Consider the following 26,804-nt stretch of genomic DNA (forward strand, 5'->3'; position numbering starts at 1 on the left):
CACCCGATAATTTGATCAACGCAGCGCTCGTCGGCATCGATTTCGGCAAGACCGATTTCGAAGCCAGTCTCGAAGAACTCACTCTTCTCGCATCCAGCGCGGGTGCGCATCCCGCCGTCACCCTGACCGGCCGCCGGTCCAGTCCCGATGCAGCGATGTTCGTCGGCAGCGGCAAAGCCGAGGAATTGCGGCTCGCCTGCGAAGCCAACGACGTCGAAATCGTCATCTTCAACCACGCCCTTGCGCCGGCCCAGCAACGCAACCTGGAGCGCGCGCTTAACAGGCGGGTAGTCGACCGCACGAGTCTCATCCTCGACATCTTCGCGCAGCGCGCGCGCAGCCACGAAGGCAAGCTGCAGGTCGAGCTCGCGCAGCTGCAGTACCTGTCGACCCGGCTGATCCGTGCGTGGACCCACCTCGAGCGGCAAAAGGGCGGTATCGGCCTGCGCGGTCCGGGCGAAACCCAGCTCGAAACCGACCGCCGGCTGATCGGCGAACGCATCAAGATGCTGAAGGCGCGGCTCGAACGGCTGCGCCGGCAGCATCACACGCAGCGCCGTCAACGCGCGCGCAGCGGCACGATGTCGGTGTCGCTCGTCGGCTACACGAACGCGGGCAAGTCGACGCTCTTCAATGCGCTGACGAAAGCGCAGGCCTATGCGGCCGACCAGCTGTTCGCGACGCTCGATACGACGTCGCGGCGCGTGTACCTCGGCGACGATGTCGGCCAGATCGTCGTGTCGGACACCGTCGGTTTCATTCGCGAGCTGCCGCACCAGCTCGTCGCGGCTTTCCGCGCAACGCTCGAGGAAACGATCCACGCGGACCTGCTGCTGCACGTCGTCGACGCGTCGAGCGCGGTGCGTCTCGAGCAGATCGAACAGGTCAACGGCGTGCTGCACGAGATCGGCGCGGACACGGTCCGGCAGATTCTGGTGTTCAACAAGATCGACAACGTGCCCGAGCTGGCAGCCCGTGGCGACGCGGTCGAGCGGGACGAGTATGGTAATATTTCGCGCGTCTTTTTGAGCGCGCGCACCGGTCAGGGTCTGGACGCGCTGCGCGCCGCCATTGCCGAGATCGCTTCCGCGGAACACCTTTCGGGCGCGATGCCGTTCGACGGCGCGCCCGCAGAATCACACGAAGACCACACGCTTTCCGAACACGGGCGCTAACCGGTCCCGGCCGGTTCGCCGGCGTCCAATCTGGTGAACAAACTCTGGTGAACGAATACAACGAGCGGAGTAACGGGCGGCGGATGCGCGCCTTGCTGTCGATCAACGATCCCCGCTGGGGGCGTGGCGAAGGCAATGGCGGGACCCAGCCCCGCGCGAACGAATCGAAGCGCCCCCCAGGCGGAGACGGCGAGGGCCCGCCCGATCTCGACGAAATGTGGCGCAACTTCAACCGGCGCCTGAGCGGCCTGCTCGGCGGCAAGGGCGGCAACGGTTTTCGTCCGGACAACGGCCGCGCTGCGCGGGTCGGCGTCGGCATCGTGATCGGCGTGCTCGCCGCGGTCTACGCGGGCAGCGGCCTGTTCGTCGTGCAGGAAGGCCAGACGGGCGTCGTTCTGCAGTTCGGCCGCATTGCCGACACCGTCGGCCAGGGCGTGCACTGGCGCGCGCCGTATCCGTTCGCGTCGCATGAAATCGTCGACACGTCGCAGATCCGTTCGATCGAGGTGGGCCGCAACAACGTCGTGCGTCTCGCGAACGTCAAGGAGGCGTCGATGCTTACGCGTGACGCCGACATCGTCGACGTGCGCTTCGCCGTCCAGTACCGGATCCGCTCGGCAACCGACTACCTGTTCCGCAGCGTCGATCCCGAGCGCAGCGTGTCGCAGGCCGCGCAGGCCGCCGTGCGTGCGATCGTCGGCACGCGCAGTGCGACGGACATCCTCAGCCAGGATCGCGATGCGCTGCGTCAGCAACTGACCGAAGCGATCCAGCGTGATCTCGACCGCTACCAGACGGGCCTCGAGGTGGCTGGCGTGACGATGCAGAGCGTCGCCGCGCCGGAGCAGACGCAAGCCGCCTATGCCGAAGTGGCGAAGGCGCGGGACGAGCGCGAAGCGGCGAAGCGTGCCGCGCAGGGGTATGCGAACGACCTGCTGCCGAAGGCGCAGGGCGATGCCGCGAAGCTCGTCGACGACGCGAAGGCGTATGCGGATCGCGTCGTCACGCAGGCCGAAGGCGACGCAGAGCGGTTCAAGCAGGTCTATGCGCAGTATTCGAAGGCGCCGGCCGTGATCCGCGAACGGATGTACCTGGAGACCATGCAGGAAATTTATTCGAATTCGACGAAGATCTTCGTCGGCAGCAAGGGCGGCAACAACGTGCTGTATCTCCCGCTCGACAAGCTGGTCGAGCAGGGCCGTCAGGGTGCCGCGAACGCCGCGCCGGCGGCCGGCGCATCCGCGGCTGATGCGGCGTCCGCCGCGACTGCAGGCTCGGCGCCCGCAGCCGTTGCGCCTGCCAGCGCTGCGGCGGCCGCACCGGCGCCCGGCAGCGACGTGCTGCGATCGCGCGAAGCGTTCCGCAGCCGGTCGCGCGAAGACGATCTGAAGTAACGGGGAGCGCGTGTCATGAATCGAATCATTGCGCTTGTCGTCGCGATCGTGATCGCCGCGTTTGCCGCGTCGTCGACCGTGCTCACCGTCGATCCGCGCCACATGGCCGTGTTGTCCGGCCGCTCGGGCGCGGAGCCTTCGCTGGCCGGTCCGGGCGTCCATTTCAAGCTGCCGCCGCCGTTGCAGACGGCGACGCTGATCGACACCCGACTGCAGACGCTCGAGTCGGCCGATCCGCTGCAGCTCTCGACCGCCGACAAGCACGACCTGCTCGTCGGCTATGCGGTCAAGTACCGGATTGCCGATCCGATGAAGTATTTCGTCACGACAGGCGGCGAGCCGTCCGAGGCCGCCAACCGGCTGACCGCCGCGATGAAGGCGGCGCTGGGCGACGCGGTCGGCCAGCACGCGCTCGACGATGCGATCGGCGGGCAGCGTGCGATCGCCGACGCGGCCCGCGGCGCGCTGCAGGCAAAGGCGTCCGCATTCGGCGTCGATGTGGTCGACGTGCAGCTCACGCGTGTCGATCTGCCTGCTGCGCAGGCTGATGCCGCGTATCAGCGGATGATCGCGGCGCTGCATGGCCAGGCCGAGCAGGTCCGTGCCGAGGGTGCGGCAGACGTCGAGCGGATCAAGGCCGACGCGGAGCGCGAGCAGCAGGCCGTGCTCGCGAATGCGTACAAGTCCGCGCAGACGATCAAGGGCGAGGGCGATGCGAAGGCCGCGACGATCGCCGCCGACGCGTTCGGCCGCGATCCGCAGTTCTACCAGTTCTACGCGAGCCTGCAGGCCTACCGGAACACCTTCAAGCGCAACGACATCATCGTCGTGGATCCTGACAGCGAGTTCTTCCGCTTCATGCGCAGCCCGACGGGCGGCGCCGCACCGGCGGCGCCCGCTCCCCGCAAACACTGACCTTGGGGCGCCGCATCGCGCGGCGCCGTCGCTCGCATGGACCTGGCTGGCTCGTTGTTGCTCGCAGTTGCGCTGATGCTGATCATCGAGGGGGCGTTCCCCTTCGTTTTTCCCGTCGCCTGGCGCGACACGTTTCGTAGAATAGCGGAGCGGCCGCCGCATCATATCCGGATCGGCGGGCTGATCGTGATGGTGCTCGGGCTCACGCTGCTGCTGCTCGCCACCTGATCCGGACGGGCGCACCGGCCCGTCCGCTTCCACTCGAATCCGATTCACCCCGCGGTGCGCGTGTCGCGCGCCATGTTTCCTGTCGTAGGACCGTAACGATGTCGACCTGGTTACTTCCCGAGAATATCGCCGACGTATTGCCGTCGGAAGCGCGCAAGATCGAGGAGCTGCGCCGCAGGCTGCTCGACCGCTTCCGTTCGTACGGCTACGAGATGGTGATGCCGCCGCTGCTCGAATATCTCGAGTCGCTGCTGACGAGCGGCGGCAACGATCTGCGCCTGCGCACCTTCAAGCTCGTCGATCAGCTGTCGGGGCGCACGCTCGGCCTGCGCGCGGACATCACGCCACAGGTCGCGCGCATCGACGCACACCTGCTGAACCGCCAGGGCGTGACGCGCCTCTGCTACGCGGGCAATGTGCTGCATACGCGTCCGCGCGGCCTGCATGCGACGCGCGAGCAGATCCAGATCGGTGCGGAGATCTACGGACACGCAGGCCTCGAAGCCGATCTCGAGATCCAGCAGCTGATGCTCGACGCGCTCCACCTGACCGGCCTGTCGAAGATCCGTCTCGACCTGTGCCACGCCGGCGTGCTCGCCGCGCTGTTCGCGCGCGACGCGCAGGCGGCCGAGCGCGGCGAGGCGCTCTACGATGCGCTGGCGGGCAAGGACGTGCCGCTGCTGAACGAGCTGACCGACGATCTCGGCGCCGACACGCGCGCCGCGCTGCGCGCGCTGCCGCACCTGTACGGCGACGCGAGCGTGCTCGACGAGGCGCGTGCGAAGCTGCCGGCGCTGCCGGAAATCACCCGTGCGCTCGACGATCTCGCGCAGCTCGCGGCGCAGGTGAAGAACGCCGAAGTGGCGATCGACCTGGCCGACCTGCGCGGCTATGCGTACCACAGCGGCGCGATGTTCTCGGCGTACGTCGACGGCGTGCCGAACGCGGTTGCCCGCGGCGGCCGCTACGATCACGTGGGGCAGGCGTACGGCCGCGCGCGTCCGGCGACCGGCTTCTCGCTCGACCTGCGCGAAATCGCGCGGATCTCGCCCGTCGAGGCGCGCGGCACCGCGATCCTCGCGCCGTGGGTGCAGGACGACGCGCTGCGCGCAGCCGTCGCGGTGTTGCGCGACGCGGGTGAGGTCGTGATCCAGGCGCTGCCGGGGCACGACCATGTGCTCGACGAGTTCGCATGCGACCGCTCGCTCGTCGAGCGCAACGGCGCATGGGTGGTCGAACCCCGTTAAAAGGCGTTCGCGGGCCGTGTTTTGGCGTCCATATCGTTGAAGCGAAACGGAAAAATTCGGAATCGCCCGCGAACATAGGTAGAATACGTTTTTAACCAGCTAACGAATCAACATGTCTGCCAGCGCAGTGAATGTGACTCCCGGGCGCAATGTCGTCGTCGTGGGGACTCAATGGGGTGATGAAGGCAAAGGCAAGATCGTCGACTGGCTGACGGACCACGCTCAAGGCGTCGTGCGTTTCCAGGGCGGCCACAACGCCGGCCACACCCTCATCATCGGCGGCAAGAAGACCATCTTGCGCCTCATCCCGTCGGGCATCATGCGTGAAGGCGTTGCCTGCTACATCGGCAACGGCGTCGTCCTGTCTCCCGAGGCACTGTTCAAGGAAATCGGCGAACTCGAAGAGGCCGGCCTGAACGTGCGCGAGCGTCTGTTCATTTCCGAAGCGACCACGCTGATCCTGCCGTATCACATCGCGATCGACCAGGCGCGCGAAGCACGCAAGGGCGCGGGCAAGATCGGCACGACCGGCCGCGGCATCGGCCCGGCATACGAAGACAAGGTCGGCCGCCGCGCGCTGCGCGTGCAGGATCTGTTCGATGCAAAGACCTTCGCCGATCGCCTGCGCGAAAACCTCGACTTCCACAACTTTGTGCTGACCCAGTACCTGGGCGGCGCGGCGGTCGACTTCCAGGCCACGCTCGACACGATGCTCGGCTATGCGGACCGTCTGAAGCCGATGGTGGCCGACGTGTCGCGCCGTCTGTACGACGCGAACAACGCGGGCCTCAACCTGCTGTTCGAAGGCGCGCAAGGCACGCTGCTCGATATCGACCACGGCACCTATCCGTTCGTCACGTCGAGCAACTGCGTTGCCGGCGCGGCGGCAGCCGGCGCGGGCGTCGGCCCGCAGAAGCTCAACTACATCCTCGGCATCACGAAGGCGTACTGCACGCGTGTCGGTTCGGGCCCGTTCCCGAGCGAACTGTACGACGCGGACAACCCGAAGCGCCAGGACCAGATCGGCATCACGCTCGCGAACGTCGGCAAGGAATTCGGTTCGGTGACGGGCCGTCCGCGCCGTACCGGCTGGCTCGACGCCGCTGCGCTGCGCCGTTCGATCCAGATCAACGGTGTGTCGGGCCTGTGCATGACGAAGCTCGACGTGCTCGACGGCCTCGACGAGGTCAAGCTGTGCGTCGGTTACAAGATCGACGGCAACGATGCGGACATCCTGCCGCGCGGCGCGGCTGACGTCGCACGCTGCGAGCCCGTGTACGAGACGTTCGTCGGCTGGAAGGAAAGCACCGTCGGCATCAATTCGTGGGATGCACTCCCGGCGAACGCCCGTGCGTACCTGACCCGCGTTCAGGAAGTGGCTGGCGTGCCGATCGACATGGTGTCGACCGGTCCGGACCGCGACGAGACGATTCTGCTCCGCCATCCGTTCAAGGTGTAACGCTCGATGACGCAGCAAATTACGACTTCGCTTGTCATGTCCGATCCGCGCAACGACGACAAGAATCTCTGGGTAGGCTGGGACGAGTATCACCGCCTGATCGAGCTGCTCGCGCTCCAGGTGCATGAATCCGGCTGGAAATTCGACCAGATCCTGTGTCTCGCACGCGGCGGTTTGCGCGTCGGCGACCAGTTGTCGCGCATCTACGACGTGCCGCTCGCGATCCTCGCGACCAGCTCGTATCGGGAAGCGGCCGGCCGTGAGCAGGGCGATCTCGACATCGCGCAGTACATCACGATGACGCGCGGCCACCTCGCGGGCAACGTGCTGCTGGTCGACGACCTCGTCGATTCCGGCGTCACGCTCGCGCGCGTGCAGGAGCACCTGAAGGAGCGCTATCCGGCCGTCACGGCCGTGCGCTCGGCGGTGCTCTGGTACAAGGGCTGCTCGAAGGTGAAGCCCGATTACCACGTGCAGTTTCTGCCGACGAATCCGTGGATCCATCAGCCGTTCGAAGAGTGGGACACGGTTCGTCCGCACAATCTCGAAGCCTGGATCAAGCGCGGCAACGCGCAGCGTAACGGCGGCGGCGCATAAGCGCCTGTCTGCCGATTGCTGGAGACCCTTTCACGGCGCCGCTTGCGGCGCCGTTTTTCATGGGCGGGCCGCGCTCGAGGGTAGGCAGACACCGCGGCCGCGGCTATGATGGCAGCCCTGCCACAGCTCGCGCCGCGTTGCATGCGCGGTGTGCGTCACGTGGCTTTGCGGCAACAGGACAGGGCGGCATTTTTGGCATGTGTGGGTAGAATAGCGCTCGTTTTGTCCGACTCCGGACCCGATTATTACGCTTCATATGAACGACACGACCCACGCGACCAACGCGATCCACGCGCCGCACTCGTCGACGCAACAACATTCGCTGCAGGCACTCGCGATCGCTGCCATCGGCGTTGTGTTCGGCGACATCGGCACGAGCCCGCTGTATTCGCTGAAGGAGGCGTTCAGCCCCGCGCATGGCATTCCGCTTACGGAAAGCTCGATCCTCGGCGTGATCTCGCTGCTGTTCTGGGCCATCATCCTGGTGGTCGGCATCAAGTACCTGCTGTTCGTGATGCGCGCCGACAACAACGGCGAAGGCGGCGTGCTGGCGCTGATGGCGCTGTCGCTGCGGCCGCTCGACTCGAAAGCCCGCGTGACGGGCGCGCTGATGGCGCTTGGCATCTTCGGCGCCTGCATGTTCTACGGAGATGCGGTGATCACGCCGGCGATCTCGGTGATGTCGGCGGTTGAAGGCCTCGAGATCGCGACGCCGCACCTGTCCCATCTGGTGTTGCCGATCACGATCGTGATCCTGATCGCGCTGTTCTGGATCCAGCGTCACGGCACCGCGACGGTCGGCAAGCTGTTCGGCCCGATCATGGTGCTGTGGTTCGTCGTGATTGCCGCGCTCGGCGTGTACCACATCGCGCGCGTACCGGGCATCATCGCGGCGATCAACCCGTATTACGCCGCGTCGTTCATGTCGGAGCACGTGCTGCAGGCCTACGTCGTGCTCGGCTCGGTCGTGCTGGTGCTGACGGGCGCGGAAGCGCTCTACGCGGACATGGGGCACTTCGGCGCGAAGCCGATCCGCCTCGCCGCCTACGGGCTCGTGATGCCGTCGCTCGTGCTCAACTATTTCGGGCAGGGTGCGCTGCTGATCCAGAACCCGAAGGCGATCGAGAACCCGTTCTTCCTGCTCGCACCCGACTGGGGGCTGCTGCCGCTCGTCGTGCTGTCGACGGTCGCGACCGTGATCGCGTCGCAGGCGGTGATTTCCGGTGCCTATTCGCTGACGTCGCAGGCGATCCAGCTCGGCTACGTGCCGCGCATGAAAGTGCTGCACACGTCCGAACTGGCGATCGGCCAGATCTACGTGCCGGTCGTGAACTGGATGCTGCTGTTCGTGATCCTCTGCATCGTGATCGGCTTCAAGAGTTCGGACAACCTGGCCGCGGCCTACGGCATCGCAGTGACTGCGACGATGGTGATCACGACCGTGCTCGCGGCCGTCGTGATGGTGAAGGTGTGGAACTGGAACAAGCTGCTGGTCGGCGCGATCATCGCCGTGTTCCTCGCGGTCGACCTCGGCTTCTTCGGCGCGAACCTGCTGAAGGTCGCGCAGGGCGGCTGGCTGCCGCTCGGCATCGGTGCGCTGCTGTTCTTCCTGCTGATGACCTGGTACAAGGGGCGCCACATCGTCAAGGAGCGTACGGCGGCCGACGGTATCCCGCTCGAACCGTTCCTGCAAGGGCTGCTCGCGCATCCGCCGCACCGCGTGTCGGGTACCGCGATCTACCTGACCGGCAACGACACGCTCGTGCCGGTCAGCCTGCTGCACAACCTGAAGCACAACAAGGTGCTGCACGAGCGGACCATCTTCCTCACGTTCGTCACGCGCGACATCCCGTACGTGCGTGACGACAAGCGGCTGACCTCGCGCGATGCGGGCGGCGGCATGTACATCGTGAAGGCGGAATACGGTTTCAACGAGACGCCCGACGTGAAGGCGGTACTGGAAGAATTCGGCCGCACGCACGACATGACGTTCGAGCTGATGGATACGTCGTTCTTCCTCGCGCGCGAAACGGTCGTGCCGACGCAATTGCCGGGCATGTCGATCTGGCGCGAGCGGGTGTTCGCGTGGATGCACCAGAACGCCGCGAAGCCGACCGACTTCTTCGCGATTCCGGCGAACCGCGTGGTCGAACTCGGCACGAAGATCGAGATCTGACGCGATGGCGGGGCGAGCGTCCCGCCTGCCGCCGGAACGAAAAAAAGCCCGCCGTCATCAGGCGGGCTTTTTGTTGCGGTGAAGCCGTGAAGCGAGACTCAGCGCTTGAGCTTCGCGAACGCGGCGGCCATCGCGCCGGCCGGTTCCGACTCGCGCGAGCGGGGCGCTCGCGCCTGGCCGCGGCCTGCACTGCCGCGATCCTGCTGGCCGCCGCGCGCCGATGCGCCCGGGCCGGCTTCGTCGTCGAGACGCATCGTCAGTGAAATGCGCTGGCGCTTGACGTCGACGTCGAGCACCTTGACCTTGACCACCTGGCCGGCCTTCACGACCTCGTGCGGATCCTTGATGAACTTGGTCGACATCGCCGACACGTGCACGAGGCCGTCCTGGTGCACGCCGATGTCGACGAACGCGCCGAACGCGGCGACGTTCGTCACGACGCCTTCGAGGAGCATGCCCGGCGCCAGGTCCGACACCTTCTCGACGCCTTCGCGGAACGTCGCGGTCTTGAATTCCGGACGCGGGTCGCGGCCCGGCTTTTCCAGTTCCGACAGGATGTCGCGCACGGTCGGCAGACCGAAGCGCTCGTCGACGAATTCGGCCGGCGACAGCCCCGCGAGCGCGTCGCGGCTGCCGAGCACGTCATCGATGCGCTTGCTGATCTTCGCGAGGATCCGTTCGACGACCGGATAGGCTTCCGGGTGCACCGACGAGCGGTCGAGCGGATTCTCGCCGCCGTTGATGCGCAGGAAGCCGGCTGCCTGCTCGTAGGTCTTGTCGCCGAGGCGCGGTACCTTGCGCAGGTGGTCGCGCGACGGGAACGGGCCGTTCGCGTCGCGGTAGTCGACGATATTGCGCGCGAGCGTTGCGTTCAGGCCCGACACGCGCGCAAGCAGCGCAGCCGACGCGGTGTTCGCGTCGACGCCGACCGCGTTTACGCAGTCCTCGACGACCGCGTCGAGCGAGCGCGCGAGCTCGCGCTGGTTGACGTCGTGCTGGTACTGGCCGACGCCGATCGCCTTTGGCTCGATCTTGACGAGTTCCGCGAGCGGATCCTGCAGGCGGCGCGCGATCGACACGGCGCCGCGCAGCGACACGTCGAGTTCGGGGAATTCCTTCGCCGCGAGTTCGGATGCCGAGTACACGGACGCACCGGCTTCCGACACGACGATCTTCTGCAGGCGCAGTTCGGGGTGCTTGGCAATCAGCTCGCTCGCGAGCTTGTCGGTTTCGCGCGACGCGGTGCCATTGCCGATGCTGATCAGTTCCGCCTGCGTCTGCGCGGCGATGCGCGCGAGCTTCGCGATCGAGCCGTCCCAGTCGCGGCGCGGCTCGTGCGGGTAGATCGTATCGGTCGCGAGCACCTTGCCGGTGCGATCGACGACCGCGACCTTCACGCCGGTGCGCAGGCCGGGGTCGAGACCGATCACGGCCTTCGGGCCGGCCGGCGCCGCAAGCAGCAGGTCCTTCAGGTTGCGCGCGAACACGCGGATCGCTTCGGTTTCGGCGGTCTCGCGCAGCTGCGTCAGCAGTTCGTTCTCGATGTGCGGCTGTACCTTCACGCGCCAGCACCAGCGGCACACGTCGGACAGCCACTTGTCGGCCGGCCGGTTCTGGTTCGCGATCCCGAAATGGCGCGCGATCATCGCTTCGCCCGGGTGCGGCACCTGCGCGTCGAGTTCTTCGCCGAGGCCGAGCTTGACCGTCAGCACGCCTGCATTGCGGCCGCGGAACAGCGCGAGCGCGCGGTGCGACGGCACGGTCTTGATCGTTTCCGCGTAGTCGTAATAGTCGCGGAATTTCTCGCCTTCTTCGTTCTCCTTGCCTTCGACGACTGCCGACGATACGACGCCCTGGTTGTGCAGGTAGTCGCGCAGCTTGCCGAGCAGCTCGGCCGTCTCGCCGAATTGCTCGGACAAAATGTCGCGGGCGCCGTCGAGCGCGGCCTTCACGTCGGCGACACCCTTGTCGGCGTCGACGTAAGCGGCCGCCTCGGTCTGCGGATCGAGCAGCGGGTTGCCGAGCAGCGCGTGCGCGAGCGGCTCGAGGCCGGCTTCGCGGGCGATCTGCGCGCGCGTGCGGCGCTTCGGCTTGTACGGCAGGTAAAGGTCTTCGAGCACCTGTTTGCTGTCGGCCGCGTCGATCGCGGCGCGCAGTTCGTCGCTCAGCTTGCCTTGCTCGTCGATGCTCGCGAGGATCGACGCGCGCCGCTCCTCGAGCTCGCGCAGGTACAGCAGGCGTTCTTCGAGCTGGCGCAGCTGCGTGTCGTCCAGGTTGCCGGTCACTTCCTTGCGGTACCGGGCAATGAACGGAACGGTCGCGCCTTCGTCGAGGAGTTGCACTGCCGCCGCGACCTGGCGCGGCTGGACGGTCAGTTCGGTGGCGATGCGCTGTACGATCTTGAGTGCTACGGTTTCCGTCATGTCGTGGATGATCTGCCTGCTGAAATCGCGGCGCGGGCCGGCGGGGCCCGCCGAACCTGACGCCGCGGGTGAGTGAAGCGGGGCATTTTGCCATAAATGGCGGAGCGCCCATCCGCGGGGTGATAGAATTTGACACATGTCCCGCAGCTTTCCTACGACGTTGCCAACCTCCCGTTTTCCTCTCGTCGCGCTCGGCGCAGCGCTCGCCGCGGCTTTGACCTTCGGGGCGGCCGGCGCGCATGCGCAGGCGTCGGCTGCCGCCGCTTCAGCGCCCGTTGCGAACGGCGCCGCCCCCGACTTCGACGCCCGTCAAAAAGTGCTCGATCAACGCACGGCCGAAAACGATTATCGTTATGCGGTAGCGGAGCACGATTGCTACAGCACGTTCTTCGTCAACCATTGTCTCGACAAGGCGCGCGACAAGATGCGCGAGGAGCGCGCGAGCGTCCGGCAGGAGCAGCTTGCGCTCGACGACGAGGAGCGCGCGGTGCGGGCGCAACAGCGCGATCAGCAAATCGCGCTGAAACAGGCGCAGAATGCAGCGGAAGCGCCGCAGCGCGCGGCGAACGAAGCGGCGAACGCGGCCGCCTATCGCGACAAGCAGCAGCAAAACGCGCTGAAGCAGGCGCAGCGCGGCGCGGAAGGCCCGCAGCGCAGCGCGAACCGGCAGGCTTACGACCAGAAGCAGGCCGATTTCCAGCGCAAGCTCGACGACGCGCACCGGCAGGCCGCCCAGAAGGCGCAGGAACGGGCGGACAACGCGGCGCGGTACGAGCAGAAGCAGAAGGAAGCGGCGCAGCACAAGGCCGATGTGGAGCAGCGGCAGAAGGACGCGGCCGAGAAGGCCAGGCAGCAACAGCAGCAGGGGCAGTAACGTGTTGGAACGTTGATCCGGACAACAGTCCCGAGCGCGCCGGCGCGCAAGCCGGTGCGCTGCTTCGATGAGGAGGCGCACATGCAGAACCGTCAAGTGGAACAGCAGCAGGAATTGCACAACCGTTTGGCTTCACTGGAAGAGCTCCACGCGCAGCTGGCTCGGGAGATCGAGCTGAAGGAAGGGCGGTCCGACATCGACGACATCACTCTGCACCGGCTGAAGAAGGAAAAGCTGCTGGCCAAGGACAAAATCATCATGCTGCAGTCGCAGCTGGAACCGGATAAGCGCGCCTGAGCGCGGCCTGGCAAGCGCCGGCGCCGCAACGGGCGCTGGACACAGGAACGCTTGCCTTGAATTCACCGCTTGAAGCCACCCCCGATGCCCGGCGAGACGCCTCGTCCGCCGGGCGCGTTCGTGTGCCCGAAGCTGCCTTCGAGCTGAGCCGCAAGCGTGTCGACGAACTCGACACGATCTTCGGCGACGGCGGGCTGTTCGCGCGCGCGCTCGACGGCTACCGGCCCCGTGCATCGCAGATCGAGATGGCGCGCGCGGTCGCGGCCGCGATGGAGGCGTCCGCGCGCCGGATGCCCGAGCCTGAAATTTTCGAGACGCGCAAGCGTCCGGCACGCCGTCTGCAGAACGACGCAGAGAAGGCGGGCGAGGCCGGCGCGGATGGCGCGGACGCCGATGGTGCCGCCGACGACGCGGGCGACAACACGCTGATCGTCGAGGCCGGCACGGGCACCGGCAAGACCTATGCGTATCTCGTGCCCGCGATGCTGTGGGGCGGCAAGGTCATCGTGTCGACGGGCACCAAGCACCTGCAGGACCAGCTGTTCCAGCGCGACATCCCGACCGTGCGCGACGCGCTCGCGGTGCCGGTGACGGTCGCGATGCTCAAGGGTCGCGCGAACTATCTGTGCCACTACTACCTGCAGCGCACCGCCGACAACGGGCGGCTGCCGTCGCGTCAGGACACGGCCTACCTGCAGGAGATCGTCCGCTTCGCGAAGATCACGAAGAGCGGCGACAAGGCCGAACTGGCGAGCGTGCCGGAGACGGCGCCCGTGTGGTCGATGGTCACGTCGACCCGCGACAACTGCCTCGGCCAGGAGTGCCCGCACTACAAGGACTGCTTCGTGATGCAGGCGCGACGCGAGGCCCAGCAGGCCGACGTCGTCGTCGTCAATCACCACCTGTTCTTCGCGGACATCATGCTGCGCGACACCGGCATGGCCGAGCTGCTGCCGAACGCGAACACGATCATCTTCGACGAAGCGCACCAGCTGCCGGAGACGGCGACGCTGTTCTTCGGCGAGACGCTGTCGACGACGCAGATTCTCGAACTCGCGCGCGACACGGTCGCGGAAGGCCTGAGCCACGCGCGCGATGCGGTCGAGTGGGTGAAGCTCGGCGGCGCGCTCGAGCGGGCGGCGCGCGATGTGCGGCTCGCGTTCGCGGACGACACGATCGTGCGCATGTCGCTTGCGCAGCTTGGCGACGACCACCCGCTGTTCGGTGCGCTCGACGGGCTCGAGGCTGCGCTCGAAGCATTGGCGTCGGCGCTCGCGAGCCAGGCCGAACGGGCGGAGTCGCTCGGTGCGTGCCTGCGGCGCGCGCGCGAGCTGCAGGACATGCTTGCGGGCTGGGTCGCGCCCGGTGCCGCCCAGGAGGCTGCGCAGGCCGCAGCGGACGGGGCGTCGGGCGCAGGTGACGACCCCAACGAGAAAGTGCGCTGGGTCGAGGTGTTCTCGCATACGGTCCAGCTGCATGAAACGCCGCTATCCGTTGCGCCGATCTTCGCGAAGCAGCGCGCCGGTGTGCCGCGCGCGTGGGTGTTCACGTCGGCGACGCTGTCCGTGCGGGGCGATTTCACGCACTATGCGGCGCAAATGGGGCTCAGCTCGCGGCGCTCGATGACGCTCGCGAGCCCGTTCGACTACCAGACGCAAGGGCTGCTTTACGTACCGCGCAATCTGCCGCAGCCGTCGTCGCCGGCATTCACGGACGCCGTGTTCGATGCCGCGCTGCCGGCGATCGAGGCGTCGGGCGGCGGGGTGTTCATGCTGTGCACGACATTGCGCGCAGTCGACCGGATCGCCGCGAAGCTGCGCGACGTGATCGAGTCGCGCGGCTGGAATACGCCGCTCCTCGTGCAGGGCGATGCGAGCCGCACCGAGCTGCTCGACCGCTTCCGCGCGTACGGCAACGCGATCCTCGTCGGCAGCCAGAGCTTCTGGGAAGGCGTCGACGTGCGCGGCGACGCGCTGTCGCTCGTCGTGATCGACAAGCTGCCGTTCGCGCCGCCCGACGATCCGGTGCTCGCCGCGCGGCTCGAAGCGCTCACGAAGAAAGGGCTGAGCCCGTTCGCCGTGCATCAGCTGCCGCAGGCCGTGATTACGCTGAAGCAGGGCGCAGGCCGGCTGATTCGCGCGGAGACCGACCGCGGCGTGCTGATGATCTGCGATACGCGTCTCGTCGATAAACCTTATGGACGGCGGATCTGGCAGAGCCTGCCGCCGTTCAAGCGCACCCGCGAGATCGAGGTCGTCGAGGAGTTCTTCGCCGAGCACCGCGCGGCAAAGCGGATATAGCCGTACGGGGCTACCGGCTGGCGCCACGCTGTGCAGTGGCGCCAATAAAAAACCCGGCCTGATGGGCCGGGTTTTTTATTGCTTCACGCGACACCGACGGTCAGAACTGCCACCACGACTTCGCCGCGCCCGGGCGCGCATGGCCCGTGATGTACGGGCTGTCCGGGAACGTGCCGGCGAGCACGCGCTTCGTGTCCTCGGCGAGCTGCGGCTGGTTCAGTTTGCCGTACGACAGGATCATGATGTGCAGCGCGTCCTCGATCGCCGGTGCGCCCTTGTATTCCTTGATCGCGAGCTGTGCGCGGTTGATGGCCGCGACGTACGCGCCGCGTCGGTAGTAGTAGTCCGCGGCGTGCACTTCGTGCGACGCGAGCGCGTTGACGATATAGCGCATCCGGGCCGCGGCGTCGGGCGCGTACTTGCTCTTCGGGAAACGGTCGACGACGACCTTGAACGCATCGTACGACTCGCGCAGCGCCTGCGGGTCGCGCTCGCTCATGTCCTGGCCGGAGAAGCGGCCGAACAGGCCCAGATCGTCGTTGAAGTGGATCATGCCCTTCAGGTAGTACGCGTACGGGACGTCGGGGTGATCCGGGTGGAGCTGGATGAAGCGGTCGACGGCCTGATCGGCGGCGGCCGGTTCGTTGTCCTTCCAGTTGCAGTACGCAACGTTGATCTGCGCCTGTTGCGCGAAATGCCCGAACGGGTCGCGACCCTGCAGCGACTCGAAGTATTTCGCACACTTGCCCCAGTCGCCGCCGGACAGCGCGTCCTGGGCCTCTGAGTATAATTTGTTGTTCGACCAGGTCGCCGTCTCGTCCTGCTTCTGCGGCAAGCCGTGGCAGCCCGCGATGAGGGCAGCGGCTGCAACCGCCGTGGCCCGGGCGACGACGGTTCTTGCCGCACGTTTGGTCGAATTCATCATGCTCGCATGTCCTAGCTTCAAGTCTCGGTGACCCAGTCTAAATGACCCGTTCAAGTTCGCAGAATGCCCAGCCGGGCACGTCAAATCGCGAAGATTATAGCCCAAGCGACCGGCCAGCCGACGCTGCCGCCGGCGATTCGCTCGACGATGACCTGACCGGCGACGCGCTGCAGTCGTCCGTCGTGCCGCCTGTCGCGGGCGACGACGCGCCGCGCGTCGTCGAAGTCCCCGCATCGCTTGCCGGCGAACGCCTCGACAAGGCGCTCGCGCAGCTCTTTCCCGAATTCTCCCGCAGCCGGCTGCAGAGCTGGATCGACGCACAGCGGGTGCGTGTCGACGGCGCGCCCGCGAAGATCCGCCAGCCGGTGCCGCTTGGCGCGACGATCGAGCTCGTGCCCGACCTGCTGCCGGAGCAGCTTGCGTTCACGCCGGAGCCGGTGCCGCTCGACATCGTCTACGAGGACGATGCGCTCGTCGTCATCAACAAGCCGGCCGGCCTCGTCGTGCACCCCGCCGCGGGCAACTGGAGCGGCACGATCCTCAACGGGCTGCTGCACCGCTACGGCGACGCGGCGGCCGGCCTGCCGCGCGCCGGCATCGTCCACCGGCTCGACAAGGAAACGTCGGGCCTGATGGTGGTCGCGCGCACGCTTGCCGCGCAGACCGACCTCGTCCGCCAGCTGCAGGCGCGTACCGTGAAGCGCCGTTACTTCGCGCTCGTCTGGGGCACGATGCCGGACGAAGGCACGATCGACGCGCCGATCGGCCGCGATCCGCGCGAGCGCACCCGCATGGCGGTCGTGACCGGTGCGTCCGGCAAGCCCGCGCGCACGCATTTCCGCACGGTTGACACATGCATGTGGCAACGTCAGCCGGTTTCGGCGATCCAGTGCGACCTCGAGACGGGCCGGACCCACCAGATTCGCGTGCATTGTTCGCATGTCGGGCATCCGCTGCTCGGCGACCCGGTGTACGGGCGCGCGCGCGGCAAGCGGTCGGTGCAGCCGCTGCCGGACGGGTTCGCACGGCAGGCGCTGCACGCATGGCGGCTTGGTCTCGTGCATCCGGTGACGGGCAGGACGATGCAATGGCGCTGCCCGCTGCCGGACGACATGACCGCGCTCGTCGAGGCGCTCGGCTTCGGGCACGACGACGCGGAATTCGACGACGAAGGGGCGTACGACGACGATTTCGGCGGCGAGTATGACGATGAGCCGTATGACGACGATGAGGAGGAGTGAGTGGCGATGACGAACCTGGCGCCGTTGACGTGGCGGGACTGTGTGCAGCCTGACTGGCAGGCGTCGCCGCGCGTGCGCGCGCTGGTCACGACGCGCGACGGCGGGATCAGCGACGGGCCCTACGGGCGCTGGCAGGCGGGTGCCGCGCAGCCGGGCGGGATGAACCTCGGCCTGCACACGGGCGACGATCCCGCGCATGTCGCCGAGAATCGCGCGCGGCTGCTGGCGCTCGCGGGCGAGCCGCGCGCGGCGTGGCTCGAGCAGGTTCATGGCGCGCGGATCGTGCGCGCGGATGAAGTGATCGCGGCCGATCCCGGTTCCGCCGCACCGGTGCAGGCCGACGCGAGCGTGACGGACCGTGCGCATGCGATCTGTGTCGTGATGGTCGCCGACTGCCTGCCGGTGCTGCTGTGCGATGCGCAAGGGCGCGCGGTGGGCGCCGCTCACGCGGGCTGGCGCGGGCTGTCGGCCGGCATCGTCGAAGACACGGCGGCGCGCGTCGCAGCGCTTGCCGGCGGTGCGCCGGACGGCCTGCGCGCGTTCCTCGGGCCGGCCATCGGCCCGCACGCATTCGAGGTCGGCGCGGACGTGCGCGACGCATTTCTCGACATGGCCCCGCAGTCGGAGCATGATGAAACCCGACGCGCGTTCGTCGCGATCGATGGCGCGCCCGGCAAGTATCTCGCCGACCTCTACGCACTGGCCCGGCTGCGTCTCGCGCGCGCCGGCGTCATGCATGTGAGCGGCGGCCACGCGTGCACGGTCACCGAGCGCGCGCGCTTCTATTCGTATCGGCGAGACCGGGTGACGGGCCGGATGGCCGCGGCAATCTGGCTCGCAGATTGACTTGCGCGCAGGTTTGTTGCGATGCACAATCGATTATCTCGATATTGGCGCGGCGCTTCGGCGTTGCTTGCGCGGTCAAATGAAGAAATGCGAAGTCAAGCGAATCAAAATGTTTTCCCGTTTGCCGGAAGCCTTGTCCCGCCTGTCGTGCGTGGATTATCTCCGCACTGAAAAGGGCGATGGTTTGATGTGGCGCTTCACATGGGGAAAACGATAATGATAAAAATACCGCACTGCGGCAGAATCTGGAGATGCCTCTCCAGAGCATGACGGCCCGGCTCGCTGGGCGGCATGCCGCGTCGCGAGCAGGATTTCCACGATAGACGCTCAGGAATCACCGGTAAGGCAGGTAATGACAGCATCGAAAAACTCGTCGACGTCCGCACAGGCGGACACTTCCGCTGGCCGCCAGGCATTCGACCAGGCAGTCCAGCCGATGCAGCAGATGTTCGAGGCGTGGTTGACCGCGTGGCGAGGTTTTGCGGATCCGGCTCGTGCCGCGACCGCGTCGGCCGCGACCAATCCGTTCGCGACATTTCAGTTCCCCAAATCGTTTCCGTTCCAGGTGCCGTCGATGCCCGACTTCGGCGCCGCGGCATCGCCGTTCGCGGGGATGCAGCTGCCGGTTGCCGCGATTCCGCCTGAACGCTTGCAGAAGCTGCAGTCCGACTATGCGCGCGACTGCGTGACGCTGATGCAGCAGGCGACCGCCGTGAAGCTCGAGGCGCCTGAGCTGAAGGATCGCCGTTTCAGCGGCGACGCGTGGAAGGCCTCGCCCGCGCATGCGTTCGCGGCGGCGTGGTACCTGCTGAATGCGCGCTACCTGCAGGAGCTCGCGGACTCGCTCGAGACCGATCCGAAGACCCGCGAGCGGATCCGCTTCGCGGTCCAGCAGTGGACGGCGGCCGCCTCGCCGAGCAACTACCTCGCGCTCAATCCGGATGCGCAGAAGTCGATCCTCGAGACGCAGGGCGAGAGCCTGCGGCAGGGGATGATGAACCTGCTCGGCGACATGCAGCGCGGCAAGATTTCGCAGACCGACGAATCGCAGTTCGTGGTCGGCAAGAATCTCGGCTGTACCGAAGGCGCGGTGGTCTACGAGAACGACCTGATCCAGCTGATCCAGTACCGGCCGACGACGGAGCAGGTGTTCGAGCGGCCGCTGCTGATCGTGCCGCCGTGCATCAACAAGTTCTACATCCTCGACCTGCAGCCCGAGAACTCGCTGGTCGCGCATGCGCTGTCTTCCGGCCATCAGGTGTTCCTCGTGTCGTGGCGTAACGCGGACGCCTCGGTCGCCCACAAGAACTGGGACGACTACATGAACGAAGGCGTGCTGGCCGCAATCGACGCGGTGCAGCAGGTCAGCGGCCGCGAACAGATCAACACGCTCGGCTTCTGCGTCGGCGGCACGATGCTCTCGACCGCGCTCGCGGTGCTGGCGGCGCGCGGCGAGCATCCGGCCGCGTCGATGACGCTGCTCACCGCGATGCTCGACTTCTCCGATACGGGCGTGGTCGACGTGTTCGTCGACGAGGCGCACGTGCAGATGCGCGAGCAGACGATCGGTGGCAAGAGCGGTACGCCGCCGGGGCTGATGCGTGGCGTCGAGTTCGCGAACACGTTCTCGTTCCTCCGTCCGAACGACCTCGTGTGGAACTACGTCGTCGACAACTACCTGAAGGGCCGCACGCCGGCGCCGTTCGACCTGCTGTACTGGAACAGCGATTCGACGAACCTGCCCGGGCCGATGTACGCGTGGTACCTGCGCAATACCTATCTCGAGAACAAGCTCCGCGTGCCGGGCGCGCTCACCGTCTGCGGCGAGTCGGTCGACCTGTCGCGGATCGACGTGCCGACCTTCATCTACGGTTCGCGCGAGGATCACATCGTGCCGTGGCAGACGGCCTATGCGTCCGCATCGATCCTGACGGGCCCGCTGAAGTTCGTGCTCGGCGCGTCGGGCCATATCGCCGGCGTGATCAACCCGCCCGCGAAGAAGAAGCGCAGCTACTGGATCGACGACGATCGCGACCTGCCGGAATCGGCGGATGACTGGTTCGCAGGCGCGACCGAGCATCCGGGCAGCTGGTGGCCGACGTGGACCGAATGGCTCGACCAGTATGGTGGCCGCAAAGGGGCGCCGCCCGCGCAGCTCGGCTCGACGCAGTTCGCGGTGATCGAGCCGGCGCCTGGCCGCTACGTGCTGCAACGCGATTGACGAACGCCGGACAGCGGCGCACGCTGTCCGGCGCGCCGCAGTTTTTTTAACAGGGCAGGTAGCGATGCGTCGTGTCGCGCCGGTCCGGAGGAAAGTGAAATGACGGACGTAGTGATCGTATCGGCCGCGCGGACCGCGGTCGGCAAATTCGGCGGCTCGCTTGCGAAGGTCGCGGCGCCGGAGTTGGGCGCGACGGTGATTCGCGCGGTGCTGGAGCGCGCCGGCGTGAAGCCGGAGCAGGTGAGCGAAGTGATCATGGGCCAGGTGCTGGCGGCCGGCTCGGGCCAGAACCCCGCGCGTCAGTCGCTGATCAAGGCCGGGCTGCCGAGCGCGGTGCCCGGGATGACGATCAACAAGGTGTGCGGCTCGGGCCTGAAGGCGGTGATGCTGGCGGCGAACGCGATCGTGGCGGGCGACGCGGACATCGTGATCGCGGGCGGGCAGGAGAACATGAGCGCGGCGCCGCACGTGCTGCCGGGCTCGCGCGACGGCTTCCGGATGGGTGACGCGAAGCTGGTCGACACGATGATCGTCGACGGCCTGTGGGACGTGTACAACCAGTACCACATGGGCATCACGGCGGAGAACGTCGCGAAGGAATACGGGATCACGCGCGAAGAGCAGGACGCATTCGCGGCGCTGTCGCAGAACAAGGCGGAAGCCGCGCAGAAGGCGGGCCGCTTCGACGACGAGATCGTGCCGGTGTCGATCCCGCAACGCAAGGGCGAGCCGCTGCAGTTCGCGACCGATGAATTCGTGCGTCACGGCGTGACGGCGGACGCGCTGGCGGGGCTGAAACCGGCGTTCACGAAGGACGGCACGGTGACGGCGGCGAACGCGTCGGGTCTGAACGACGGCGCGGCGGCGGTGCTGGTGATGTCGGCGCAGAAGGCGGCGGCACTCGGCCTGACGCCGCTCGCGCGGATCAAGGCGTACGCGAACGCAGGCGTCGACCCGAGCGTGATGGGGATGGGCCCGGTGCCGGCGTCGCGCCGGTGCCTGGAGCGCGCGGGCTGGACGCCGGGCGACCTGGACCTGATGGAGATCAACGAGGCGTTCGCGGCACAGGCGCTGGCGGTGCACAAGCAGATGGGCTGGGACACGTCGAAGGTGAACGTGAACGGCGGGGCGATCGCGATCGGCCACCCGATCGGCGCGTCGGGTTGCCGGATCCTGGTGACGCTGCTGCACGAAATGCAGAAGCGCGATGCGAAGCGCGGCCTGGCGTCGCTGTGCATCGGCGGCGGGATGGGCGTCGCGCTCGCGGTCGAACGCCCGTAATTCGTCTCTCGGTGCCTGCCGGGCCGTCGGTCCGGCAGGCACCGCGTGTAGTCAGAGGGCGCCGCTCGGCAACTCTCGAAACCAAGAAAATGGAGTGAGATTTATGGCTCAGCGAATTGCTTACGTAACGGGCGGGATGGGCGGCATCGGCACCAGCATCTGCCAGCGCCTGGAGAAGGACGGCTTCAAGGTGGTCGCAGGCTGCGGTCCGAACTCGCCGCGTCGCGTGAAGTGGCTCGAGGACCAGAAGGCGCTCGGGTTCAACTTCATTGCGTCGGAAGGCAACGTCGGCGACTGGGATTCGACCAAGGAAGCATTCGACAAGGTCAAGGCCGAGGTCGGCGAGATCGACGTGCTGGTCAACAACGCGGGCATCACGCGCGACGTCGTGTTCCGCAAGATGACGCACGAGGACTGGACCGCGGTCATCGACACGAACCTGACGAGCCTGTTCAACGTGACGAAACAGGTGATCGACGGGATGGTCGAGCGCGGCTGGGGCCGGATCATCAACATCTCGTCGGTGAACGGCCAGAAGGGCCAGTTCGGCCAGACCAACTACTCGACCGCGAAGGCCGGCATTCACGGCTTCACGATGTCGCTTGCGCAGGAAGTCGCGACGAAGGGTGTGACGGTCAATACCGTGTCGCCGGGCTACATCGGCACGGACATGGTCAAGGCGATCCGTCCGGACGTGCTCGAGAAGATCGTCGCGACGATTCCGGTGCGTCGCCTCGGTGGGCCGGAGGAGATCGGTTCGATCGTTGCGTGGCTCGCGTCGAACGATTCGGGCTTCGCGACGGGCGCCGACTTCTCGCTGAACGGCGGCCTGCACATGGGCTGAGCCCCCGACCGCGCGGGCCGGGCGGCCGCGCGGTTCGGCATTTCCAAAGGGCCCCGCCACCCGGTTTTCGGGCGGCGGGGGTTCGTCAATGCGCTACGCTGGCAATGAAAGGCGTTACATGACTACTACAAAGAAAACGGCCGAGCGGCTCATCAAGAAGTATCCGAATCGCCGGCTCTACGATACCGAGACAAGCACATACATCACGCTCACCGACGTGAAGCAGCTCGTGCTGGACCAGGAGGACTTCAAGGTCGTCGATGCGAAATCCAGCGAAGACCTGACCCGCAGCATCCTGCTGCAGATCATTCTCGAAGAGGAAAGCGGCGGCGTGCCGATGTTCTCGTCGTCGATGCTGTCGCAGATCATCCGCTTCTACGGGCATGCGATGCAGGGGATGATGGGCACCTACCTGGAGAAGAACATCCAGGCATTCATCGACATCCAGAACAAGCTCGCGGACCAGTCGAAGAACCTGTACGAAACGAACGCGATGAATCCGGAAGTCTGGTCGCAGTTCATGAACATGCAGGCGCCGATGATGCAGGGGATGATGACGAGCTACATCGAGCAGTCGAAGAACATGTTCGTGCAGATGCAGGAGCAGATGCAGAACCAGGCGAAGTCGATGTTCAGCACGTTCCCGTTCAAGCAGCCGGGGTCGACGGAGCCGGAGAAGAAGTAACGGCGGGGCTCGGGCGGGAGAAGGCCCGAGGTCGCGCGGTCGGCGGTGCATCTGCGCGCCGTCGGGCCGATGCGCTGCGCGGCGCATCCGCCCGGGGGCCGCGCGCGGGTCATCCGATGCTCGCCACTCTTGTGCCGCACACTCCCACCGCCGTCGCGCCGAAACCGTACGTTAGAGCTGGCGACGAGTCCGCCTGCGTCGCCGCTCACCGCACGTGCGGCTGCAATGCCCGCAACCAGTATGCAACCGCAATAGCGCCCCCGTCGGGCGTGCCGATCGCGCGTTCGCCCAGATAGGTCGCACGTCCTGCGCGCGGCGTCATGCGGGTCGTTTCCTGCGCGCCGCGTTCGGCGGCTTCGACGGCCGCTGCCCATGCGGCCGAAGCATCAAGGCCGTCATCGAGTGCGCGATCGAATGCGCCGACGGCCGGCACGAGCGCATCGAGCATCGTCCGGTCGCCGGCGCGCGCACCGCCCAACTCACCGATCGACTCCACCGCGCTGCGGAACGCAGCGGCCCAGTCGCGCGCCGACGGCTCGGCGATGTCGGCAAGCCGACGCGACGCACGCAGCAGCGCGGTCGCATAGAACGGCCCCGAACTGCCCGCGATCGCGCGACGCAACGCGGCGCCCAGCGCCGCCAGCGCGCCGGCTGGCGTGCCGTATGCGGCGTCGGGCAACTCGAGAATCGCCTGCGCGGCCCGATGCATGCTCGCGCCGAGATCGCCGTCACCGGCCGCCGCGTCGAGTTCCGTCAGCGTCGCTTCGTTATTGATCAGCGTGCGCGCGACCGCGTGCAGCGCCGGCTGCAGGCGCGCGGCCCATGCACGGCCGGATGCGTCGAGCGGCGCGGGAGGCGCATTGCGGGTTTCCGCGGCGGCCACGCGGATCTGCGGGTTGACAGCACCGCCTCCTGGCCACGCGCGTGCCTGCGTCGGCGCGTCGAGCAGCGCCGCTCGCTCGTTGTTCAGCCGCAGCACGGAAATCGAGCAGCCGGGCATGTCCAGCGCGGACAGGAACGTGCCGGCCCACACGCGTTCGACGGCGATGCTGCGCCGGCTCAGGTTGTCGTATGCGGCACGCAGCACGATCGCCAGCTCCATGTCGGGCGTGGCGCCGAGACCGTTGACGAACAGTGCGACCGGGTCGCCGCCGTCGAGGACGAGATCGGCGACGATGCTCGACAGCAGCGTGTCGACCAGTGCGTCGGCCGGCAGCGGCGCAGTGCGTTCGACACCCTTTTCGCCATGGATGCCGAGGCCGAGCTCGATCTCGTGGTCGGCGAGGCTGAAGCCCGACTTGTCGGCGCCCGGTATCGTGCAGCCGTCGAGCGCGACACCCATCGTGCCGAGATCGGCCGCGGCCTCGCGCGCGATGGCGGCGACGCGTGAAAGCGGCAGGCCGCGCGCGGCGGCCGCGCCGGCGAGCTTGTGGATCAGCACGGTGCCCGCGATTCCGCGTCGCTGCCCGCGCTCGACGCGGTTGCGCAGCGATACGTCATCGGCCACGATGACTGTCTCGACCGGAATGCCTTCTGCTCGCGCGAGTTCGGCGGCGAGCCCGAAATTGAGCCGATCGCCCGTGTAGTTCTTGACGACGAGCAGCGCGCCGTTCGGGCCGGCGGTCGCGCGGATCGCGGCCAGCACGGCGTCGGTGGATGGCGATGTGAACACCTCGCCGCAGACGGCCGCGCTCAGCATGCCGTCGCCGACGTAGCCGCCGTGCGCGGGCTCGTGGCCGCTGCCACCGCCGGAAAGGACCGCGACGGCGCGCTGCGACGGCTCGGGCAGCGCCTTGCGAACAAGCACGTGCTCGTCCCCGAGAATCGCGAGATGCGGCGACTGCCGCGCGATACCTTCCAGCATTTCGCGCACGACGTCGGATGGGCGGTTGACAAGCTTTTTCATGGCGACGGTGTCAGGACAGGTGAAAGGGACGCAGCCGAACGCGCTCGCGTGTCGGACGGCTTTCGTATTTCGGAGGCGGACGCAGCGCACTTCGCGCCACGATACATCAGGCTAGAAAATCCTTCCACGGAGGGTTGGCATCGAAACGAAGCACGCCGGCACCCGGCCGTATTTGACGGCGCGCAGAAGCACGTCGAGGCCGCCTTGCCTGTCATGGCGCGGGTGACAGGCCGACGATCTCTCGTCTCTGAATGAAAGGGACGCATCAAACGCCATTTCGTACTCGATCGCCACATCCGGCGGCGTATTCGAGCCGGCGGTCGATACCGCCGCCGCCCACTTGTTTTGCCTCGCCGAACCCTAAATGGCTGTAAACTCTCACTTTTGCCGCCACGCCCCACATTCCAGATGTCCCAGTCCCCCAAAGTAGGCTTCGTTTCGCTCGGCTGCCCTAAAGCCCTCGTCGACTCCGAACAGATCATCACCCAGCTCCGCGCCGAAGGCTATGAAATCTCCGGCACCTACGACGGCGCCGACCTCGTCGTCGTCAACACCTGCGGCTTCATCGACGAAGCCGTGCAGGAGAGCCTCGACGCGATCGGCGAGGCGCTGACCGAAAACGGTAAGGTGATCGTCACCGGCTGTCTTGGCGCGAAGAAGAGCGCAAGCGGCTCCGGCCTGATCGAGGAAGTGCACCCGAAGGTGCTCGCCGTCACCGGCCCGCACGCGGTCGGCGAGGTGATGCAGGCCGTCCATTCGCACCTGCCGAAGCCGCACGATCCGTTCGTCGATCTCGTGCCCGCGGCCGGCATCAAGCTCACGCCGCGCCACTACGCGTACCTGAAGATCTCCGAAGGCTGCAACCACCGCTGCACGTTCTGCATCATCCCGTCGATGCGCGGTGATCTCGTGTCGCGCCCGGTCGCCGAGGTCATGCTCGAAGCCGAAAACCTGTTCAAGTCCGGCGTCAAGGAACTGCTCGTGATTTCGCAGGACACGAGCGCCTACGGCGTCGACGTCAAGTACCGCACGGGCTTCTGGAACGGCAAGCCGATCAAGACGCGCATGACCGACCTGGTGGCCGCGCTCGGCGAACTCGCCGCACAGTACGGCGCATGGGTGCGCCTGCACTACGTGTATCCGTATCCGAGCGTCGACGAAGTGATTCCGCTGATGGCCGAAGGCCCGTTCAAGGGCCACGTGCTGCCGTATCTCGACGTGCCGTTCCAGCACGCGCATCCGGAAGTGCTCAAGCGCATGAAGCGCCCCGCGAACGCGGAGAAGGTGCTCGAGCGTGTGCAGAAGTGGCGCGAGATCTGCCCGGACCTGACGATCCGCAGCACGTTCATCGCGGGCTTCCCCGGCGAGACCGAGGAACAGTTCGAGACGCTGCTCGACTTCATCCGCGAGGCGGAACTCGATCGCGTCGGCTGCTTCGCGTATTCGCCGGTCGAAGGCGCGAGCGCGAACGAACTCGACGGCGCGCTGCCCGACGAAGTGCGCGAGGAACGCCGCGCGCGCTTCATGGAAGTCGCCGAGGAAGTGTCGGCGAAGCGCATCCAGCGCAAGGTCGGCAAGACGCTCAAGGTGCTGATCGACGAGGTCGGCGAAGAGGGCGGCATCGGCCGTACGGCCGCGGATGCGCCGGAAATCGACGGCGTCGTCTATGTCGAGCCGGCGCAGAAGGCATCGAAGCGCTACAAGGTCGGTGACTTCGTGTCCGTGAAGATCACGGGCGCCGACGGCCACGATCTGTGGGGCGAGGTGTAA

General features: G+C 66.9%; 21 protein-coding genes. 18 read left to right on the top strand and 3 right to left on the bottom strand.

Translation table 11 applies throughout. The annotated features are described in order from the left end of the window. Nucleotides 1–11 precede the first annotated feature (11 nt). The 8 genes from hflX to ACV22Z_RS11035 all read left to right on the top strand — a co-directional run bounded on the left by hflX (nt 12) and on the right by ACV22Z_RS11035 (nt 9,191). Nucleotides 12–1,175 (top strand): GTPase HflX, encoded by a 1,164-nt coding sequence (hflX, locus tag ACV22Z_RS11000; RefSeq protein ID WP_448076394.1) that lies wholly within the window; start codon nt 12–14, stop codon nt 1,173–1,175. A gap of 47 nt (nt 1,176–1,222) precedes the next feature. Continuing rightward, nucleotides 1,223–2,569 carry an FtsH protease activity modulator HflK gene (gene hflK, locus ACV22Z_RS11005; RefSeq protein ID WP_448076311.1) on the top strand — a complete coding sequence of 449 codons (1,347 nt, stop codon included), beginning with the start codon at nt 1,223–1,225 and terminating at the stop codon, nt 2,567–2,569. 15 nt (nt 2,570–2,584) lie between these two features. Further along, a complete protein-coding gene (hflC, locus tag ACV22Z_RS11010) occupies nt 2,585–3,484 on the top strand; it encodes a protease modulator HflC (protein ID WP_448076312.1) in 900 nt (299 codons plus the stop codon). Nucleotides 3,485–3,520: 36 nt separating this feature from the next. Beyond that, complete coding sequence (locus ACV22Z_RS11015) at nt 3,521–3,712, top strand: DUF2065 domain-containing protein (protein ID WP_448076313.1); 192 nt, start codon at nt 3,521–3,523, stop codon at nt 3,710–3,712. 98 nt (nt 3,713–3,810) lie between these two features. Continuing rightward, on the top strand, nt 3,811–4,959 hold the full coding sequence (locus tag ACV22Z_RS11020; protein ID WP_448076314.1) for an ATP phosphoribosyltransferase regulatory subunit: 1,149 nt from the start codon (nt 3,811–3,813) through the stop codon (nt 4,957–4,959). A 112-nt stretch (nt 4,960–5,071) separates the two neighbouring features. Continuing rightward, the gene (locus ACV22Z_RS11025; protein ID WP_448076315.1) at nt 5,072–6,418 is read left to right on the top strand and encodes an adenylosuccinate synthase; all 1,347 of its coding nucleotides are present in this window, start codon (nt 5,072–5,074) and stop codon (nt 6,416–6,418) included. Nucleotides 6,419–6,424: 6 nt separating this feature from the next. After that, nucleotides 6,425–7,015 carry a phosphoribosyltransferase gene (locus ACV22Z_RS11030; RefSeq protein WP_448076316.1) on the top strand — a complete coding sequence of 197 codons (591 nt, stop codon included), beginning with the start codon at nt 6,425–6,427 and terminating at the stop codon, nt 7,013–7,015. A gap of 256 nt (nt 7,016–7,271) precedes the next feature. Continuing rightward, on the top strand, nt 7,272–9,191 hold the full coding sequence (locus tag ACV22Z_RS11035; RefSeq protein ID WP_448076317.1) for a potassium transporter Kup: 1,920 nt from the start codon (nt 7,272–7,274) through the stop codon (nt 9,189–9,191). A gap of 98 nt (nt 9,192–9,289) precedes the next feature. On the opposite strand, the gene ACV22Z_RS11040 is transcribed toward ACV22Z_RS11035, so the two are convergent. Beyond that, nucleotides 9,290–11,614, bottom strand: coding sequence for a Tex family protein (locus tag ACV22Z_RS11040; protein WP_448076318.1), 2,325 nt, complete (start codon nt 11,612–11,614; stop codon nt 9,290–9,292). A gap of 136 nt (nt 11,615–11,750) precedes the next feature. Between ACV22Z_RS11040 and ACV22Z_RS11045 the strand changes: the two genes are divergently transcribed. The 3 genes from ACV22Z_RS11045 to ACV22Z_RS11055 all read left to right on the top strand — a co-directional run bounded on the left by ACV22Z_RS11045 (nt 11,751) and on the right by ACV22Z_RS11055 (nt 15,085). Beyond that, nucleotides 11,751–12,488: a hypothetical protein gene (locus ACV22Z_RS11045; RefSeq protein WP_448076319.1), complete on the top strand. Its 738-nt coding sequence runs from the start codon at nt 11,751–11,753 to the stop codon at nt 12,486–12,488. An 81-nt stretch (nt 12,489–12,569) separates the two neighbouring features. Next, the gene (locus ACV22Z_RS11050; RefSeq protein WP_448076320.1) at nt 12,570–12,785 is read left to right on the top strand and encodes a DUF465 domain-containing protein; all 216 of its coding nucleotides are present in this window, start codon (nt 12,570–12,572) and stop codon (nt 12,783–12,785) included. Nucleotides 12,786–12,841: 56 nt separating this feature from the next. Then, nucleotides 12,842–15,085 carry an ATP-dependent DNA helicase gene (locus ACV22Z_RS11055; RefSeq protein ID WP_448076321.1) on the top strand — a complete coding sequence of 748 codons (2,244 nt, stop codon included), beginning with the start codon at nt 12,842–12,844 and terminating at the stop codon, nt 15,083–15,085. Nucleotides 15,086–15,185: 100 nt separating this feature from the next. On the opposite strand, the gene ACV22Z_RS11060 is transcribed toward ACV22Z_RS11055, so the two are convergent. Continuing rightward, the gene (locus ACV22Z_RS11060; protein ID WP_448076322.1) at nt 15,186–16,010 is read right to left on the bottom strand and encodes an outer membrane protein assembly factor BamD; all 825 of its coding nucleotides are present in this window, start codon (nt 16,008–16,010) and stop codon (nt 15,186–15,188) included. Nucleotides 16,011–16,051: 41 nt separating this feature from the next. Between ACV22Z_RS11060 and ACV22Z_RS11065 the strand changes: the two genes are divergently transcribed. The 6 genes from ACV22Z_RS11065 to phaR all read left to right on the top strand — a co-directional run bounded on the left by ACV22Z_RS11065 (nt 16,052) and on the right by phaR (nt 23,128). After that, the gene (locus ACV22Z_RS11065) at nt 16,052–17,251 is read left to right on the top strand and encodes an RluA family pseudouridine synthase (RefSeq protein WP_448076323.1); all 1,200 of its coding nucleotides are present in this window, start codon (nt 16,052–16,054) and stop codon (nt 17,249–17,251) included. Between the two features lie 6 nt (nt 17,252–17,257). Continuing rightward, on the top strand, nt 17,258–18,097 hold the full coding sequence (gene pgeF / locus ACV22Z_RS11070) for a peptidoglycan editing factor PgeF (protein ID WP_448076324.1): 840 nt from the start codon (nt 17,258–17,260) through the stop codon (nt 18,095–18,097). Between the two features lie 352 nt (nt 18,098–18,449). Beyond that, nucleotides 18,450–20,318, top strand: a complete 1,869-nt coding sequence (gene phaC, locus ACV22Z_RS11075; RefSeq protein WP_448076325.1) for a class I poly(R)-hydroxyalkanoic acid synthase — start codon at nt 18,450–18,452, stop codon at nt 20,316–20,318. Between the two features lie 99 nt (nt 20,319–20,417). Further along, entirely contained in the window at nt 20,418–21,599 is a 1,182-nt protein-coding gene (locus tag ACV22Z_RS11080; protein ID WP_448076326.1) for an acetyl-CoA C-acetyltransferase, read from the top strand. 103 nt (nt 21,600–21,702) lie between these two features. Then, nucleotides 21,703–22,443, top strand: coding sequence for a 3-ketoacyl-ACP reductase (locus ACV22Z_RS11085; RefSeq protein ID WP_448076327.1), 741 nt, complete (start codon nt 21,703–21,705; stop codon nt 22,441–22,443). Between the two features lie 118 nt (nt 22,444–22,561). Then, the gene (gene phaR, locus ACV22Z_RS11090) at nt 22,562–23,128 is read left to right on the top strand and encodes a polyhydroxyalkanoate synthesis repressor PhaR (protein ID WP_448076328.1); all 567 of its coding nucleotides are present in this window, start codon (nt 22,562–22,564) and stop codon (nt 23,126–23,128) included. Between the two features lie 205 nt (nt 23,129–23,333). Here the strand turns inward: phaR and ACV22Z_RS11095 are convergent, their stop codons facing one another. Continuing rightward, the gene (locus tag ACV22Z_RS11095; protein WP_448076329.1) at nt 23,334–25,034 is read right to left on the bottom strand and encodes a dihydroxyacetone kinase family protein; all 1,701 of its coding nucleotides are present in this window, start codon (nt 25,032–25,034) and stop codon (nt 23,334–23,336) included. 408 nt (nt 25,035–25,442) lie between these two features. Here ACV22Z_RS11095 and rimO point away from each other — a divergent pair, with 408 nt between their 5' ends. Beyond that, nucleotides 25,443–26,804 carry a 30S ribosomal protein S12 methylthiotransferase RimO gene (rimO, locus tag ACV22Z_RS11100; RefSeq protein ID WP_448076330.1) on the top strand — a complete coding sequence of 454 codons (1,362 nt, stop codon included), beginning with the start codon at nt 25,443–25,445 and terminating at the stop codon, nt 26,802–26,804.

It is taken from the genome of Burkholderia sp. PU8-34 (genome assembly GCF_053427725.1).